Consider the following 15,314-nt stretch of genomic DNA (forward strand, 5'->3'; position numbering starts at 1 on the left):
GAGAATCACATGAGCCACAAACTGACTGCCGCCGCCCTGCTCGCCACCGCGCTGCTGGCCGGCTGCGATGATGAGAAAACCCGCTACGTCGACCAGATCGTGGAAAACCCGGTGGAGGTGCCCGAACTGGCGATCACCGGCGCGGTGCAGGGCTTCTGGCTGATGGACGCCGAGCAACACTGCGCCAGCTGTGTGCATGACCGCTCTGCCTACGGCAACCCGCTGCTGGCCACCGACGCCCAACTCACCGAGCTGCCGGCATTGCCGGCGGCCGGCGAGGCCGGCCAGTTAGGCAGCACGCTGACGCTGGACGGCAACACCCGCCTGATCACCGGCGAAGATGCCGTGTTCAGCCACACCGTACTCGGCGAAACCTTCACCCTGCACCTGCGCAGCCGCTCCAGTGCTGACACGCTGGAAACCGCGCTGACGCTGGGCAGCCCGACGCTCGGCAACGCCTTCAGCGTGCAACAGCGCGACGACGTCCTAGTGCTGCATTTTGCCGCCCAAGGCCGTCGAGTGTTGGTGCCACTGGACGGCGACGGCTGGCAGGACCTGCATCTGGTGGCGACGCCGGAGCGGGTGTCGGTGTCGCTCAACTGCGAGCCGGTGGAGCAGTTCGTGCCGCTCAGCGGCGCGCCGCTGATCAGCCGTAGCGCTACTCGCCTGATGGTGGGTGGCGCCTGGCAGGCCAACGATGCGCCGGGCTTCAGCGGCAGCCTCGATTGGCTGCGCATCAGCCAAGCCGAGGAAGCGGCGCCGTTCTGCACTGAATAAGCGCGTTGCGGTACCGAGAACGCCCCGCCCTGCGGGGCGTTTTCATATGCGCTATTGCAATCGGCATCCTACCTCGGCAGAGGGCCGCAATCGGCAGGCGCCAGTCCCGCCGCTGCCACCAGTGGGGACGGCATCCAGACCTCGATTTCTGTGCTGCCTCTCTGCTCTGCTATTCATGGCTTTTGCCGGCGCCCGCGCGCTGCATGACGTGCCTGGTATGGCGCACCAGAAAACCGCTATTGATCCCACCTGCTGGCGTTGCTGCACGCCACTGGGCGCCAACTCATGGTGGGTTCCGTGTTGGACGGCTGCCGGCCAAGGCGTCTGGCAGCCCCATTGGACAAGCGTCTGGCAGCCCGTTTAGACAACTAGGCACGGGCCACAGATCAAGGAGATTCCAGTGACTGCACCTTGGCCGCAGACGAAAATGTGTTGTTGCTGCGGTATCACGATCAGCTGGTCAGCGCCAATTGACCGCCACAACCATCAGGCAAGACCCACAAAGTAGTCTCACGCGATGCTGCCCTAGTGCAGCGAACTGCTGATGCCCGATTTCGCGCACGCGGAATTGGATGCCGACGCCCCATTGCGGGTGCAGCACTGGGTGACCGAACCGAGGCTCCACTGCGCAGCACCTTGCGGCCCGCGGCGTTGCAGCGCGCAGACCACGGTGTCGATGCAGCAGGTGCCCCAGCGGCAGTCACCGACAGCTGTGCTGGCGCACCACGCGACACTAGGCAGCACCCCGCATCCATTGAGGCCATGACCGTATACGTTCTTCAGCACCGATGGTGCTTCGATTACCCGCCGCGACTTCCGGCCGCAAACATCGGAAAGATCGGAAAGATCGGAAAGATCGGAAAGATCGGAAAGATCGGAAAGATCGGAAAGATCGGAAAGATCGGAAAGATCGGAAAGATCGGAAAGATCGGAAAGATCGGAAAGATCGGAAAGATCGGAAAGATCGGAAAGATCGGAAAGATCGGAAAGATCGGAAAGATCGGAAAGATCGTCAGCAGTGTATGTCGGTTTGGGCGGCTGGCCAGCACTTTAGCCAATGGGCTCCTAGCGCACCGCTGGGCACCCGCCGCATGACACCCAAAACAAGACCCCGGCCTAGGCCGGGGTCCATCTTGTTACGCCGAAACGTTGCGCTGATAGTCCGCCAGCGCCTGCTCCAGCACCGCCAGATCGGTTTGGCACAATACCGGCCGCAGCGCTTCAAACTGCGCCGCCGGCCAGCGGTACATACCGAGCGCCAGCAACCGTTCGATCACCTGGTCCGGGAAGCGCTGCCCGATACGCCGCGCCGGACTGCCACCGACAATGGTGTACGGCGCCACGTCTTGAGTCACCACGCTCTGCGCCGCCACCACCGCGCCTTCGCCGATCGTGACCCCGGGCATCAGCATGGCACGCATGCCGATCCAGGCGCCGTCCTCGATATGGGTATCGCCGCGCCCTTGGTAAGCCGCTTCGATGTGTTCCATAAATGGGTACAAGCTGAACCAGTCCATGCGATGGGTGTGGTTGCCGCCCATCAAAATGACCGCTTCGGCGCCGATGCAAACGTAGTCGCCGATATGCAGTCGATCCACCTGCCACGGTGGTTCCCAGTCAAGGCTGCCAGCGTCGCCGTGTAGATAACGCACTACCGAACGCTCGAAGCCGGCGTCCCAGCAATCGCTGTAATAACTGTGTTGTCCGCGGATGAAAATATTGCGGTTGGTAACGGTTTGATGAAGGTATTCCACCTTCGACCAATGCTTTTCCATGATCAGGGACTCACTGGTTGTGATGTCGTTGAGTCACCTGGAATGCTGCTGCGCCCAGGTGATGTGCCACATTCCAAAGCACATCAGGGGCGGGCCACACGGGCCTGTTTCAATCGTGGGCTGTTCATCTCAGTTCCTCGGCGCAGCGGGATACCGCACCGCGTCCGCTCAACGGTTGCCAAATAGGCCGTGGCTGTCCAGCAGTGCATACAGGATGTGCGGCTGTGCCGCCAGCGCCCGCCGCAGCGCCGCCGGCAGCGCTTTGCGTGTCTTGCGGCACAGCCCTTGCTGCGGGGCGAATTCGAATACCAAGCCACGCACGGTGCGCACTTCACCGGCGGGCGCTTCGATCTGCAGCCGGATGCCGAGTTGCTGCTCCAAGCGCCCCAGCATGTAGTACAGGTCATCCAGATCGCGCAGCTGCTCCAGCCGTTGCACCAGGATTTTTTCTTCCCGTTCCGTGAGCCGCAGCACACGCTGATCCGCCCCCGGCGCATTGCGCAGGGCCTGTTGCTGGCAATCGCACAGGCCTGGCGGACAGGGCTGGCGCAGGGGCGGTGTGTCGGTCATGGGCGCCATAGTACGCGAGCCGCTGCCACGGGGAAGTCCCTCAGGCCGCCGCCGGCGGTGCCCGGAATACCAACACCAGACCGCCGAGGATCGCGCCCATGCCCACCAGTGCCAGCGCCGGCAAGGTATTGCCGAACACCAGGTAGTCCAGCAGCACGGTGACGACCGGCACCAGATAGAACAAGGCGGTGACATTGACCAGATTGCCGCTGCGGATCATGCGGTACAGCAGCAGTTGGGCCACCACCGAGATCACCACCACCAGCCACAGCAGCGGCGCAGCGAACAGCGGCTGCCAATCCACCGTCAGCGGCATTGCCGGAATGAACAACACGCACAGCAACAGGGTGACCAAGTACTGTAGCGGCAACACCTGTATCGGCGGCTGCTGGATATTCTTCTGCATCAGCGAGCCAGCAGTGATACCCACCAGCGCCAGCAGCGCATACACCAGCCCCATCACCGATAACCCGGTCAGCAGCAGGCTCTCGAGCACCACCAACGCCAGCCCGCCGAGGGAGATACACAGCCCCAGCAGACGCCGCGCCGGGAATTGCCGTTCGGTCAGCAGCAGCGTCAGGATTGGCTGCACTCCGAGCAGCGTCGCCAGCAGCCCCGGCGTGATGCCGTTGTCCAGCGCCAGCGCGTAGCAGAGCGCGTAGCCACCGATCATCACCAGCCCGGCCCACGCCACTTGCCAGCGGGTGCCGGCCGCCGGCCACCACTGCCGGCGCGGCAGGCCGATCAGCACCAGCAACACCAGCGCCAGCGAAAATCGCAGCATCAGCAGCGCCAATGGCGAGGCGTAATCCAGGCCCCAGCGAATGAATAACGCCGCACTGCCCCACAGCAGTACAAAACTCGACATGGTGGTCGACGCCACCCAAGCAGGAGGAACAGCAGACATGCGGGAACAACCTTGTGGCAGTAACAGCATCGCGGGCAGCCGGACCGGCCACGGACAAGCGATGGGCGGGCAGCTTAACAGCCACCCCCACACCGACGCGAGGGCGACGTGCGCAGCAATGAGTCAGCCGCACTGCGGCAGGTGCCACGCAGGGGGCGCAAGCGCCCCGCCAACGCCGCAGCAAGCTAAGCGGACAAGCAGCTAGGCAGCTAGGCAAGCAGAAGGATGCGCGAAGGAGACGATGATGGAGGAATTGATCTAGCTACAGCGGGGGCAAACATAAGATGTCAGCGGTCACGGCGACCGCCTCGGGTGCGGCGCACCCGTAGCGACAGTGGATCATTGCAGCATCCGGCCCGGCTGCGCCGCCTTAAAAACGGACGGCGCAGTCGGTCCTGGCACCGGGGTGAACCCCGGCGCCGGTGTGACTCAGGATGCAGCGCGGCGACGCGGCGGGTTATCCCGGTTCGCGGTGCGTTGTTGCTTCATCGGACGCGACTTCGGCGCTGCGGCATGGTTACCCGCGCCACCTTGGCCGTTATCCACCGAGATGTTCAGCTGCTGACCAGCTACCCACACCTGGCGCAGATGGCGCAGGGAGGATTCGGTCATACCTTCCGGCAGATCAACGGTGCTGAAGTGCGGGAAGATGTCGATGCGACCGATGCGGTTGCTGTTCAGGTTCGCTTCGTTGGCGATGGCGCCGACGATGTTGGCCGGTTTAGCACCGTGGTTGCGACCGACTTCGATGCGGTAGCGGGTCATGCCAGCGTCGGGCGCGGTGGGCGCCTTGCGCGGACGGGCCGCACGCTCGCCCCGGTCGTCGTCGCGACGGCGGCTGTTACGCTCGCCATCGCGGCCACGGCTGTCGCGGTCTTCTCGCGCCCGAGCCGGCACGAACGGACGGTCTTCCACTTCCAACGATTGGTCGCCTTGCAGCAGTTTCGCCAGCGCAGCGGCCACCGCAGCCGGATCGGCCTCGTGCTCGGCGATGAACTCGTTCACCAGCGTGGCAAAGCTGTCGAGACCACCCTGTGCCAGCGTGTCACCAATGCGCGCCTTGAAGCGCGCCTTGCGCACCGCGTTGATTTGCGCGGCGGTGGGCAGCGGCATTTCTTCCACTTTCTGGCGCGTCAGGCGTTCGATGTTGAACAGCATGCGTTTCTCGCGCGGCGTCACGAACAGGATCGCATCGCCCTCGCGGCCGGCGCGGCCAGTACGGCCAATCCGGTGCACATAGGTTTCGCCATCGAACGGAATGTCGTAGTTGAGCACCATGGTGATGCGCGGCACGTCCAGACCCCGCGCTACCACGTCGGTGGCCACCAGGATGTCGACGCGACCGGCTTTCAGCTGCTCCACCACCTGCTCGCGGTGCGGCTGCGCCATGTCGCCGTTGAGGGCGGTGGCTCGGAAGCCGGCCTGCTGCAGGAAGTCCGCCAGTTCGACGGTGCTTTCCTTGGTGCGCGCAAACAGGATCACGCCATCGAAGGTTTCGGTTTCCAGTACCCGCACCAGCGCGTCCAGCTTGTCGCGGTGATTAACGAACAGGTAGCGCTGACGGATCGCCGCCACGGTCGCGGTCTTAGCCGCCACAGTGACTTCTTCCGGCTCGCTCAGGAAACGCTGGGCCAAGCGGCGGATCGGCGGCGGCATGGTGGCCGACAGCAGCGCCACTTGGCAGCCTTCGCGGGCCTGCTCCAGTACCCACTCAACGTCGTCGATGAAGCCCATGCGCAACATTTCATCGGCTTCGTCGAGCACGATGCACTGCAGCGCCGCCAGGCTGAGGGTGCCACGCTTGAGGTGGTCAACGATGCGGCCGGGGGTGCCGACCACAACTTGCACGCCGTCTTTCAGCGCGCGGGTCTGCGGGCGGTAGTCCATACCGCCGCACAGCGCGATCACTTTCAGCTGCGGCGTGAAGCGGGAGTAGGTTTCGAATGATTCAGTTACTTGCAGCGCCAGCTCGCGGGTGGGCGCCATCACCAGCACCTGCACGTTGTGTGCCGGTGCATCAGCGAACCGGGAGATCAACGGCAGCGCAAACGCTGCGGTCTTGCCGGTTCCAGTCTGCGCCTGGCCGATTACGTCACGGCTGGCGAGAATGTGCGGGATGATCTGCTGCTGGATCGCGGACGGAGTCTGGTAGCCCAGCTCAGCAACCGCGCGCAGCACATCAGCGGACAGCCCCAGGCCATCGAAGCCAGGCTGCTCGATCGAATTGGTATCGGACATGTTTCACCTTGCAATGCCACGGCAGCCGCCGTGACGGAATCACTGGACCGGATCACCAGCGCGGGCTGGCGTTTCACTCACCGGTAACGAGGCTTCCCGCAGAGAAGCCCGAGCCGTATCCATCAAGAGATAGGGGAAGTGGGCTGAAGACGGGACGCGGGGACTGATTCCCCGGGCAGCATGTGAATTCGGACCACGGCTGCGGTCCCGCTGCATCAAAGCGCGGCGGAGTATAGCGAAAACTGCCGCCACACGCCACCAGCGCTGCAATGTGGCAGAATGCCCGCCGCTGCCGAACATTGCCCGCGGGGAACCGACGCATGACAACAATCTGGGTGGACGCCGACGCCTGTCCCGGCGTGGTCCGCGAGATCCTTTACCGCGCCTCGCGGCGGCGCCAGTTGCCGCTGGTGCTGGTCGCCAACCAGCCGCTGCGGGTGCCGCCGGACAAACTGATCCGCGCCATCCAGGTGCCGGGCGGCTTCGACGAAGCCGACCACTATATCGCTGAACAGTGCCAACCGGGCGATTTGGTGATTACTGCCGACATTCCGCTGGCGGCGCGGGTGATCGAGGCCCGCGGCATCGCGCTGAATCCGCGCGGCGAGCTGTACACCGTCGACAGCATCGGCCAACGCCTGACGATGCGCAATTTCATGGAAGAGATGCGCGGTGCCGGACTCCACCACGGCGGCCCGCCGCCGCTCGGCGAGCGCGACAAACAGCAGTTCGCCAATGCGCTCGACCGCTGGCTGGCACAGGTGCCTCAGCACAACGGTTGATTCCACGCCTGAGACTTTCTAGGCTGCTCCAACACCAACAACAGTGCGGCAACGTACGGCGTCCTGGGGGACATTCCATGCATCACGGCCAACGGTCTACGACCGGGACCGACAGCGCACCGCCCTGCTCGCGCGGCACGCTGCTGCGGGCGCTGCGCAATACCCTGCTGCTGACGCTGGCCATCATTGCCGTGTCGCTGCTGGGCACCGGCATCGCAGTGCTGGCCACCGGCGAACGCAACTGGCTGTTTGCGCTCACCATGGCAACGCTGATGCCGCTGCTGCTGACTCCCTGCATCGCCTTCCCGCTACTGCGCCGCAACGCCGCGCTGATGGACGAACGCCAGCAACTGCTGTTGCAGGCACGCCACGACCACCTCACTGGCTTGTTCAACCGCCCCTACATGCTGCGCATGCTGGAGCGTGAGTTGGCGCTCAGTGCGCGTCACCGTTATCCGGTTTCAGTGGTGCTGCTGGAGCTGCGCAACAGCCGCGAATTGGCCGACCAACTCGGTCGCCTGGCGGCCGACGCGGCACTGCAATTGATTGCTCGCGAAGTACGCGGACTGATTCGCGAAAGTGATTTGTTCGGCCGTTTTGAAGCCACCCAATTTTTGTTGGTGTTACCGCACACTGCCCAGCGCGATGCCGAACGCATTAGCGCCACCCTTGGCGAGCATCTAGCCCGCCAACAAGTGACGCAGGATGGCCGTAGTCTGCTGCTGTGTCTGTGCGCCGGTGTCGGCGCTACTGGCAATCAGCCGCGTACTGCCCAACAATTGCTCAACGATGCCGACTACGGCCTCTACAACGCACGTAAAGTCACCGCCGCAAACTGAAACAGCATTGGGAAACTTGTGATTTTTCTCACAAAATTTCCACGACCCGTGTTATTTCAAACCGTTCATGCCGCCAATTGTTAATTTTCATTGACTCGTCGCCGGTGCAATTGCCGGAGCAGGTCGGGCTGGCAAGAATGGCGCGGATTTTTCCAGTCATTCATCGGGACGATGTATCTATGAAAAAGAATGCCGTACTGCCGCTGGCACTCGCCGGTATCGCCAGCCTGACGCTGGCCAGCACCGCGTCTGCCCATGACATTCCTGACCGCTACGGCTATCTGGGTGGCCACGTCAGCCAATACTGGTTCGAAAAGAACGAAATGGGCCCGAACGGTTACGACGAAGTGACCCTGCCGGGTCTGCAGGCCGGCCTGCGCTTCCACCCCAACTGGTCATTCCAAGCTTGGTGGGAACGCAACCAAGCCCACACCCGCCAAACCGGTGACAAGAGCTACATCAGCAACCTGCTGGGCTCCGTGCGCTACCACTTCAACGACACCTCAGTACTGGGCTTTGAACCGTACGCCGGTATCGCTGCTGGTCAGCTGCGCTTCGACCACGGCCGTAGCGCCAAAGACGACACCGAAACCGTTGCCGGTTTCGAGTTCGGTGCCCAAGCCCGCATCGCTCGCCACTTCATCCTCGACGTGGGCGCACGCCCGGTGTGGACCGAGTGGAACGACCGCATCGAAGGCGAAATCTACGCCGGCCTGAACATCGTATTCGGCGCCACCAGCAAGCCGGTTGCCCCGGTTGAGCCGGCGGTGCTGGACGACGATAACGACGGCGTGCCGAACGAACTGGACCAGTGCCCGAACACCCCGGCTGGCGTGGCGGTGGACGAGAAAGGCTGCCCGCTGGACTCCGACGGTGACGGCGTGCCGGACTACCTGGACCGCTGCCCGGATACCCCGGCCGGCGCCCTGGTTGACGAGCATGGCTGCCAGCAGTACCTGGAACAGGACATCCGCGAAACCCTGTACGTGGAATTCGAGCTGGACAAGGCTGAAATCCGCCAGGAGTTCATCGGTGAGCTGAACACGCTGGCCGACTGGATGAAGAAGTACCCGAACGCCCAGGTCACCCTGGAAGGCCACACTGACTCCACCGGCCGTGTTGCGTACAACCAGACCCTGTCTGAGCGTCGCGCTGAGTCCGTGAAGAACACCCTGGTAAGCAGCTTCAACGTGGACCCGAGCCGCATCACCACCAGCGGCCGTGGCCCGAGCCAGCCGATCGCGGACAACAAAACCGCGGAAGGCCGTGCGCAGAACCGTCGCGTAGAAGTGGTGATCAAAGCCACCAAGCGTGAAGCACTGTTCGAGAACAACTGATTCCCGAACCTCACCGCAAGGTGACATTGAACGCCGTGGTCGCAGGACCACGGCGTTTTTTGTGCCTGCATTAATGCGGTCACGACAACGTCATCTGGCTGTGTCACCGTCGTCGGCGTGCACGATTTCAGCCAAAGACGCCTGAGATGTCCGCAAAAGAGATGGCCGAAGTCTCAACCAAACGTAGGAAATAACTGATTAATTCTGTAAGCCTAGACTTACAAGGCGCCCAATTGCTTTTGCTTTCATGTTCTTACAATCGGAAACACGCTCCAGCCGCCATGCCGTCCCAGAACGTGCGCCTTGCCACAAAAAGCCCCCTTTCCCTGTAACTGCCTTGTAGCCGACCACCGTTTTTTCGGCGCCGCCGCCACTGCTGCGCTACAAATCACTACACAGCGATCGCCACTGCCATTCACCCAGGCCCGGACTTAGACCAGCAAGTCATTGAATAAAAACAACTTTATTAACAAAACTGGCGTACCACAAAGTCTTAAACCAGCCCGCTGAAGCAAACCCTCGCCCTGCTGACCCCGTCTGCTCGGGACAATAGCGCCCATTAGTCACCGGTGCGCCGGTGCTGGGATTTTTCACGGGATGCTTTCGAGGGACATCAGATGAACAAGACACCTTACTTCCATGCCCGCCGCCTGCTGGCAGTGGCCGCACTGGGGCTGGCTATGGGCGCCCAGGCGGAATCCGAGTGGCCGGAATCATTCGGCTACGTGGGGATTCAGGGCTCCTACTACGACATCGAGAAGGGCCGCGACCACATCGGCGACATCCACAACTACTGGGAGCCGGCCGCACAGGTCGGTTACCGCTTCAACCCGCGCTTCTCTATGCAGCTGCAATACGGTCAAGCCACCACCGAAGCACGTCAGGTGGATTTGGACGTAGACACCAAGCTGGCCACCCTCACCGGCCGCGTGCACGCGCCAGAGTGGAGTTTTACCGGCTTCCAGCCGTACGCCGGCCTGGGCTACGGCTACCACGAAATGAAGCCGGACCACATGAAGAAGAAAGAAGAGCACATGGTGGTCGGCGAGCTAGGCCTGCAGCGCCTGCTCGGCAGCCACTTCATGCTTGACGCCGGTGTACGCGGTCTGGTGGAAACCGATGACGGCTTCATCGACGCCCAACCCTACCTCGGCATCGACTGGCTGTTCGGCAAGCAATACCGCCGCCAAGTGGTGAAAGAAGAGCCGGCGCCGGTGGTTGACACCCCGGTCTGGGTCGACAGCGACGGTGACGGCGTGCCGGATCACCTCGACCAGTGCCCCAATACCCCGGCCGGTGCGCTGGTGGATGAAGTGGGTTGCCCGCAGATCCTGAAAGAGTCGGTCAACATCACTCTGTACGTGGAATTCGACCACGACAGCACCACGGTAAAAACCGACTTCTACCCGGAAATCGAACGCGTCGCCAAGGTGCTGACCGAGTACCCCGGCTCTGAAGTGCTGCTCGAAGGCCACACTGACTCCACCGGCAGCGCGCGCTACAACCAGACCCTGTCCCACAGCCGTGCCGATGCGGTGATGCGGGTGCTGGTCAGCCACTTCGGCATTGGTCCAGAGCGCGTGCGCACCAGCGGCATGGGCAAATCCCAGCCAATCGCAGACAACAGCACCGCCGAAGGTCGCTCGCGCAACCGCCGCGTTGAAGCAGCGATCCAGGCCAGCCGTGAAGAAATCCGTCGTCGTTAACCACCATGTTGCATCCCGCCGCGCATCCACGCGGCGGGCAGGAGAGACATCATGAACAAAACAGCACCCATGCTTTTGCGCGCGTCCAGCCTGCTGTTGGCGTCCACCCTGCTGGTGGCCTGCGGCAACGGCGGCGGTTCCGGCACCAAACGGGTCGACATCCCCAGCCCCAACAACCCCACCGAAGCGTTCTGCCGTGATGCGTCACAGCTGTTCACGGTGGAAGCCGACGGCATCGCCCCGGCCGACGGCGCCACCAACGTGCCGGTCAACACCTCGGTCAACGTGCGCTTCTCCCACGCGGTGGATGAAGACAGTGTGACCGCCAGCAACCTCTACATCAGCCAAGGCGGTAACGCGCTGCCGGCCATCGTCGATGTACGCGGCACCAACGTCACGCTGACACCAAACAGCGCGTTCAAGCCGTCCACCCTTTACAGCGTGCATATCGGCAGCGACATCGCCACCGAAGTGTGCAAGAACGCCAGCACCCAAAAGTACCTAGACAGCGGCTCGGTGCAGGACACCACCTTCACCACCTCCGCCAGCGGCACCGGTGACACCACCCGTCCGCAACTGGTGAATATGGTGCCGGCCCACGGCAGCACCTTGATCAAGCAGGACGCCAAAATCGCGCTGGAATTCGATGAGCCGGTACTGCCGAGCAGCATCAATAGCAGTTCGGTGGCGGTGCGTCTGAAAGGGGCCAGCGTGGCACTGGACGGCCAGTATGTGGTGAACGAGAACATGGTTTCCTTTACCCCGGCCCAACCGTTTGCGATCCAACACCACTATGAAATCGTGTTGCAGCCGCTGCAGATCAAAGATCTGGCCGGAAACCGCTTGATGGATCTGGACCCGGCCGTCCATACCAACCCGTCCGAGTTCCATACCGGCGGTGTGGTGATGACCCTCAACGATGGCCTGATCAGCAAAATTCCGGGCGTCAGTGACCTGCTCAACGGCCCGATAGCCGACATCCTTAACCAAATCCTGACCCTCGGCGGCACGGATTTGGACGGCGTCGACAACCTGGTGATCATCAAGCTGCCGCTGCCCACCGACTTCACCGATCCGGGCAACCTGCTGGCCGGCAACAACGTGCTGATCGCTGCCTGCGACCCCACGGTAATGGGTCCCGAAGGCTGTGCGTTGAGTCTGGATCTGGGCCTCAATCCAGGCGCCCTGCAACAACTGGCCAACGTGCTGTCGATGGGCAATGACCCGCAAGAAGCGCTGAAGCTGCTGGCCGATGCGCTGCTGATGGGGGATGACGGTCTGTTGAAGCTGGACCTGAACCTGCTGGAGCCGGGCTGGGCAGGCATCCTGCCGGGGCCATTGGAAGACGCCGTCAATACCATCCTCGGCGAGCTGGACAAGGCGTTGGAGCCGATCCCACTGCTGGGTGACCTGAACCTGAGCACCGAAGAATTGGTGCAACTGAAACTGTTGCAGGGCAGCTTGCTCGATCTCAGCGTCGGCGGCTTGGTGAACATCAACCTGCTCGACCTGGTCAACGGCAATCTGCTGAATCTGGACGGTCCGCTGGCCGATGCGCTCGACCCGCTGGTGAACCTGCTCGACAAACTGCTGTGCCCGATCCGCATCCTGTGCAAATGATCGCATCGCGTTGCTGATCCAGAGCCCCGCCGTTCCGGCGGGGCTTTTTTTTGCCTGCACGCCGGTCTGCATTGGCTGAAAACACGCCCTCCCCACGCGCCAGCGCCCATTGCCGTCCGGCCTGCACCGACAGGCCAACCAGTCATTGTGACGCGCCGGTCGGTGCTCATAATCGAAGACCGTTTTGCTTCTTCACCGATCATGACAAGGAGGCCGCAATGGCCAAAGATGCTGTGGGTCATGCCCTGACCCTGCTCAACCGCTTGGCCAGTTCCGATGTGCTGGACCGGCTTGGACTGCGCAAATTTGCCGAGCGCCTGGCCTACAACCTGACCCGCACCGGCTTCCAGGTACTGACCACCAGCGCGCGCACCTTCAAGCGCAGCGGCAGCGGGGATCGCCAGCGCCTCAATGCACCGGGGCTCACCACTGATCTGTTCGACCTGAACATCACCGACGAACAGCAGATGATCCGCGACTCGGTGAAAGCCTTCGCTGAGGACGCGCTGCGCCCGGCCGCCGAAGCCGCTGACCACGCCCAGGCCACCGACCCGGCCACACTGGCCGCCGCGCAAGAGCTGGGCCTGAACTTCTTCGCAGTGCCGGAAGCATTCGGCGGTGCTGCCAGCGAGCGCTCGCCGGTCACCACCATGCTGGTGGCGGAAGACTTGGCTTGGGGCGACATGGGCCAAGCGATTGCGATCCTGGCGCCGATGGGCGTGGCCAACGCGCTGACTCAGTGGGGCAACGCCGACCAACAATCGCGCTACCTGCCGGCATTTGCCTCCGAGCAGCCACCGCTGGCCACGCTGGCGATCACCGAGCCGCGGCCGCTGTTTGACCCCATGCAGCTGGAAACCACAGCAGTGCGGGACGGCAACGAGTGGGTGCTGAACGGGGTGAAATCCTTGGTACCGCTGGCTGCCGAAGCGGAGCTGTTCTTGGTCGCCGCGGCCACCGACGACGGCCCGGCAGTGTTCATTATTGAAGGCGGCACCGCTGGCCTGACCGCCGGCGAAGACCCGGCCATGGGCATCCGCGCCAGCGGCCAGCGGCCGTTGCAGCTGAACGATGTGCGCGTCAGTGATGCCCAGCGTCTCGGCGATGACGACTTCGATTACCGCGCGCTGGTGGATCTCGGCACCTTGGCCTGGTGTGCACTGGCGATCGGCACAGCCCAAGCAGTGCTCGATTACGTGATTCCCTACGTCAACGAGCGCGAGGCGTTCGGCGAGCCGATCAGCCATCGCCAAGCGGTGGCGTTCACGGTGGCCAACATGGCCATCGAGCTGGATGCCATGCGCATGCTGACCTGGCGCGCCGTCTGCCGCGCCGAGCAGGGCAAACCGTTCCAGCGCGAAGCGCATCTGGCGCGCACGCTGGTCAAAGACAAGGCGATGCAGATCGGCACCGACGGAGTGCAACTGCTGGGCGGTCACGGCTTCACCAAGGAATACCCGGTGGAGCGCTGGTACCGCGACCTGAGAGCCGTGGGCGTCGCCTTCGGCGGCCTGCACCTGTAATCCGGAATAAGGACGCCCATCATGAACATCGAGATTCCGAAAAAAATCAAACCGATCATCAACAATGCCCACCAAGTGGCGTTGAGTGTGTTCCGGCCAATTTCACGCAAGTACGACCGCGCCGAGCACCAGGCGCCAAAAGAGTTGGACATGCTGGCGTCGGTACTGGACGGCTTCAACGAAGGTGACCCGGAGTCCTCCGCCGGCGCCACCAAAACCGGCAAAGGCCACATCCGCGACGACGGCGGCGTCAAGAACGGTTCCAACATGAGCACCTGCCTCGGCGCCATGGAACTGTGCTACGGCGATACCGGTTTTCTGCTGGCGATGCCACGCCAAGGCCTCGGCAACGCTGCCATCGCGGCAGTGGCCAACGACGAGCAGCTGAAACGCTTTGAAGGCAAGTGGGCGGCGATGGCGATCACCGAGCCGGGCACCGGTTCCGACTCCGCCGCGATCCGTACCACCGCGCGCAAAGACGGCGACCACTATGTGCTCAACGGCGAGAAGATCTTCGTCACCTCCGGCGAGCGCGCTGACTGTGTGGTGGTGTGGGCCAGCCTCGACCTGAGTGTGGGCCGCGCTGCCATCAAGTCGTTTGTGGTCGAGTGGGGCACCCCGGGCATGGAGCTGGTGCGACTGGAGAAAAAGCTCGGCATCCGTGCCTCCGATACCGCCGCCATCAACTTCACCGACTGCCGCGTACCGGCCGAAAACCTGCTCGGCAACCCGGACATCGACGTCAAGAAAGGCTTTGGCGGGGTGATGGAGACGTTCGACAACACCCGTCCGCTGGTGGCGTCGATGGCGCTCGGCTGCGCGCGCGCCTCCTTGGAGCGCATTCGCGAGCTGCTCGCCGACCACGTCAACCTCGACTACGGTCAGCCGGTGGACAACGCCAGCGCGGTGGAAGCCGAGCTGTATCGCATGGAAGCCGAATGGGAAGCCGCTTACTGGCTCACCATCCGCGCCGCCTGGATGGCAGACAACAAGCGCTCCAACTCGCTGGAAGCGTCGATTTCCAAGGCCAAAGCCGGTCGAGTCGGCAATGCCATCACGCTGCGCTGTGTGGAACTGGCCGGCAGCCTCGGCTACACCGAGGACGACTTGCTGGAGAAATGGGCGCGCGATTCGAAGATTCTCGACATCTTCGAAGGCACCCAACAAATCCAGCAGTTGATCATCGCCCGCCGCCTGTTGGGGCTGTCCTCGTCAGAATTGAAGTAACCTTGCATCATCA

General features: G+C 63.0%; 13 protein-coding genes. 9 read left to right on the forward strand and 4 right to left on the reverse strand.

Features of this window, described 5'->3' with window-relative positions; genetic code table 11:
- Nucleotides 1–9 precede the first annotated feature (9 nt).
- Entirely contained in the window at nt 10–777 is a 768-nt protein-coding gene (locus AB5I84_RS10335) for a hypothetical protein (RefSeq protein WP_369455778.1), read from the forward strand.
- 762 nt (nt 778–1,539) lie between these two features.
- Entirely contained in the window at nt 1,540–1,872 is a 333-nt protein-coding gene (locus tag AB5I84_RS10340; protein ID WP_369455779.1) for a hypothetical protein, read from the forward strand.
- Nucleotides 1,873–1,913: 41 nt separating this feature from the next.
- Here AB5I84_RS10340 and AB5I84_RS10345 read toward each other — a convergent pair whose 3' ends face one another.
- From AB5I84_RS10345 to AB5I84_RS10360, 4 genes are all read right to left on the reverse strand, one after another.
- On the reverse strand, nt 1,914–2,552 hold the full coding sequence (locus tag AB5I84_RS10345; protein ID WP_369455780.1) for a CatB-related O-acetyltransferase: 639 nt from the start codon (nt 2,550–2,552) through the stop codon (nt 1,914–1,916).
- Nucleotides 2,553–2,720: 168 nt separating this feature from the next.
- Nucleotides 2,721–3,122, reverse strand: coding sequence for a hypothetical protein (locus tag AB5I84_RS10350; protein ID WP_369455781.1), 402 nt, complete (start codon nt 3,120–3,122; stop codon nt 2,721–2,723).
- 40 nt (nt 3,123–3,162) lie between these two features.
- On the reverse strand, nt 3,163–4,029 hold the full coding sequence (locus AB5I84_RS10355; RefSeq protein WP_369455782.1) for a DMT family transporter: 867 nt from the start codon (nt 4,027–4,029) through the stop codon (nt 3,163–3,165).
- Between the two features lie 429 nt (nt 4,030–4,458).
- Nucleotides 4,459–6,267, reverse strand: coding sequence for a DEAD/DEAH box helicase (locus tag AB5I84_RS10360; RefSeq protein WP_369455783.1), 1,809 nt, complete (start codon nt 6,265–6,267; stop codon nt 4,459–4,461).
- 320 nt (nt 6,268–6,587) lie between these two features.
- On the opposite strand from AB5I84_RS10360, the gene AB5I84_RS10365 reads away from it, so the two are divergent.
- The 7 genes from AB5I84_RS10365 (at nt 6,588) to AB5I84_RS10395 (ending at nt 15,301) form a co-directional block, all read left to right on the forward strand.
- Nucleotides 6,588–7,049, forward strand: a complete 462-nt coding sequence (locus AB5I84_RS10365) for a YaiI/YqxD family protein (RefSeq protein ID WP_369455784.1) — start codon at nt 6,588–6,590, stop codon at nt 7,047–7,049.
- A gap of 77 nt (nt 7,050–7,126) precedes the next feature.
- Entirely contained in the window at nt 7,127–7,888 is a 762-nt protein-coding gene (locus tag AB5I84_RS10370) for a GGDEF domain-containing protein (RefSeq protein WP_369455785.1), read from the forward strand.
- Between the two features lie 179 nt (nt 7,889–8,067).
- Nucleotides 8,068–9,225: an OmpA family protein gene (locus AB5I84_RS10375; RefSeq protein ID WP_369455786.1), complete on the forward strand. Its 1,158-nt coding sequence runs from the start codon at nt 8,068–8,070 to the stop codon at nt 9,223–9,225.
- A gap of 617 nt (nt 9,226–9,842) precedes the next feature.
- Nucleotides 9,843–10,931: an OmpA family protein gene (locus AB5I84_RS10380; protein ID WP_369455787.1), complete on the forward strand. Its 1,089-nt coding sequence runs from the start codon at nt 9,843–9,845 to the stop codon at nt 10,929–10,931.
- 51 nt (nt 10,932–10,982) lie between these two features.
- Nucleotides 10,983–12,551, forward strand: coding sequence for an Ig-like domain-containing domain (locus AB5I84_RS10385; protein WP_369455788.1), 1,569 nt, complete (start codon nt 10,983–10,985; stop codon nt 12,549–12,551).
- Nucleotides 12,552–12,769: 218 nt separating this feature from the next.
- Complete coding sequence (locus tag AB5I84_RS10390; RefSeq protein ID WP_369455789.1) at nt 12,770–14,074, forward strand: acyl-CoA dehydrogenase family protein; 1,305 nt, start codon at nt 12,770–12,772, stop codon at nt 14,072–14,074.
- Nucleotides 14,075–14,095: 21 nt separating this feature from the next.
- On the forward strand, nt 14,096–15,301 hold the full coding sequence (locus AB5I84_RS10395; RefSeq protein WP_369455790.1) for an acyl-CoA dehydrogenase family protein: 1,206 nt from the start codon (nt 14,096–14,098) through the stop codon (nt 15,299–15,301).
- The last annotated feature ends 13 nt before the right edge of the window (nt 15,302–15,314 follow it).

The organism is Alcanivorax sp. REN37 (genome assembly GCF_041102775.1).
In the GTDB taxonomy this organism is placed as follows: Bacteria; Pseudomonadota; Gammaproteobacteria; order Pseudomonadales; family Alcanivoracaceae; genus Isoalcanivorax; species Isoalcanivorax beigongshangi.

What these genes read in the sequence shown, in the direction of transcription:
- AB5I84_RS10335 (WP_369455778.1), top strand. Translation starts at nt 10, where the DNA reads ATGAGCCACAAACTGACTGCCGCCGCCCTGCTCGCCACCGCGCTGCTG.
- AB5I84_RS10340 (WP_369455779.1), top strand. Translation starts at nt 1,540, where the DNA reads ATGACCGTATACGTTCTTCAGCACCGATGGTGCTTCGATTACCCGCCG.
- AB5I84_RS10345 (WP_369455780.1), bottom strand. Translation starts at nt 2,552, where the DNA reads ATGGAAAAGCATTGGTCGAAGGTGGAATACCTTCATCAAACCGTTACC.
- AB5I84_RS10350 (WP_369455781.1), bottom strand. Translation starts at nt 3,122, where the DNA reads ATGACCGACACACCGCCCCTGCGCCAGCCCTGTCCGCCAGGCCTGTGC.
- AB5I84_RS10355 (WP_369455782.1), bottom strand. Translation starts at nt 4,029, where the DNA reads ATGTCTGCTGTTCCTCCTGCTTGGGTGGCGTCGACCACCATGTCGAGT.
- AB5I84_RS10360 (WP_369455783.1), bottom strand. Translation starts at nt 6,267, where the DNA reads ATGTCCGATACCAATTCGATCGAGCAGCCTGGCTTCGATGGCCTGGGG.
- AB5I84_RS10365 (WP_369455784.1), top strand. Translation starts at nt 6,588, where the DNA reads ATGACAACAATCTGGGTGGACGCCGACGCCTGTCCCGGCGTGGTCCGC.
- AB5I84_RS10370 (WP_369455785.1), top strand. Translation starts at nt 7,127, where the DNA reads ATGCATCACGGCCAACGGTCTACGACCGGGACCGACAGCGCACCGCCC.
- AB5I84_RS10375 (WP_369455786.1), top strand. Translation starts at nt 8,068, where the DNA reads ATGAAAAAGAATGCCGTACTGCCGCTGGCACTCGCCGGTATCGCCAGC.
- AB5I84_RS10380 (WP_369455787.1), top strand. Translation starts at nt 9,843, where the DNA reads ATGAACAAGACACCTTACTTCCATGCCCGCCGCCTGCTGGCAGTGGCC.
- AB5I84_RS10385 (WP_369455788.1), top strand. Translation starts at nt 10,983, where the DNA reads ATGAACAAAACAGCACCCATGCTTTTGCGCGCGTCCAGCCTGCTGTTG.
- AB5I84_RS10390 (WP_369455789.1), top strand. Translation starts at nt 12,770, where the DNA reads ATGGCCAAAGATGCTGTGGGTCATGCCCTGACCCTGCTCAACCGCTTG.
- AB5I84_RS10395 (WP_369455790.1), top strand. Translation starts at nt 14,096, where the DNA reads ATGAACATCGAGATTCCGAAAAAAATCAAACCGATCATCAACAATGCC.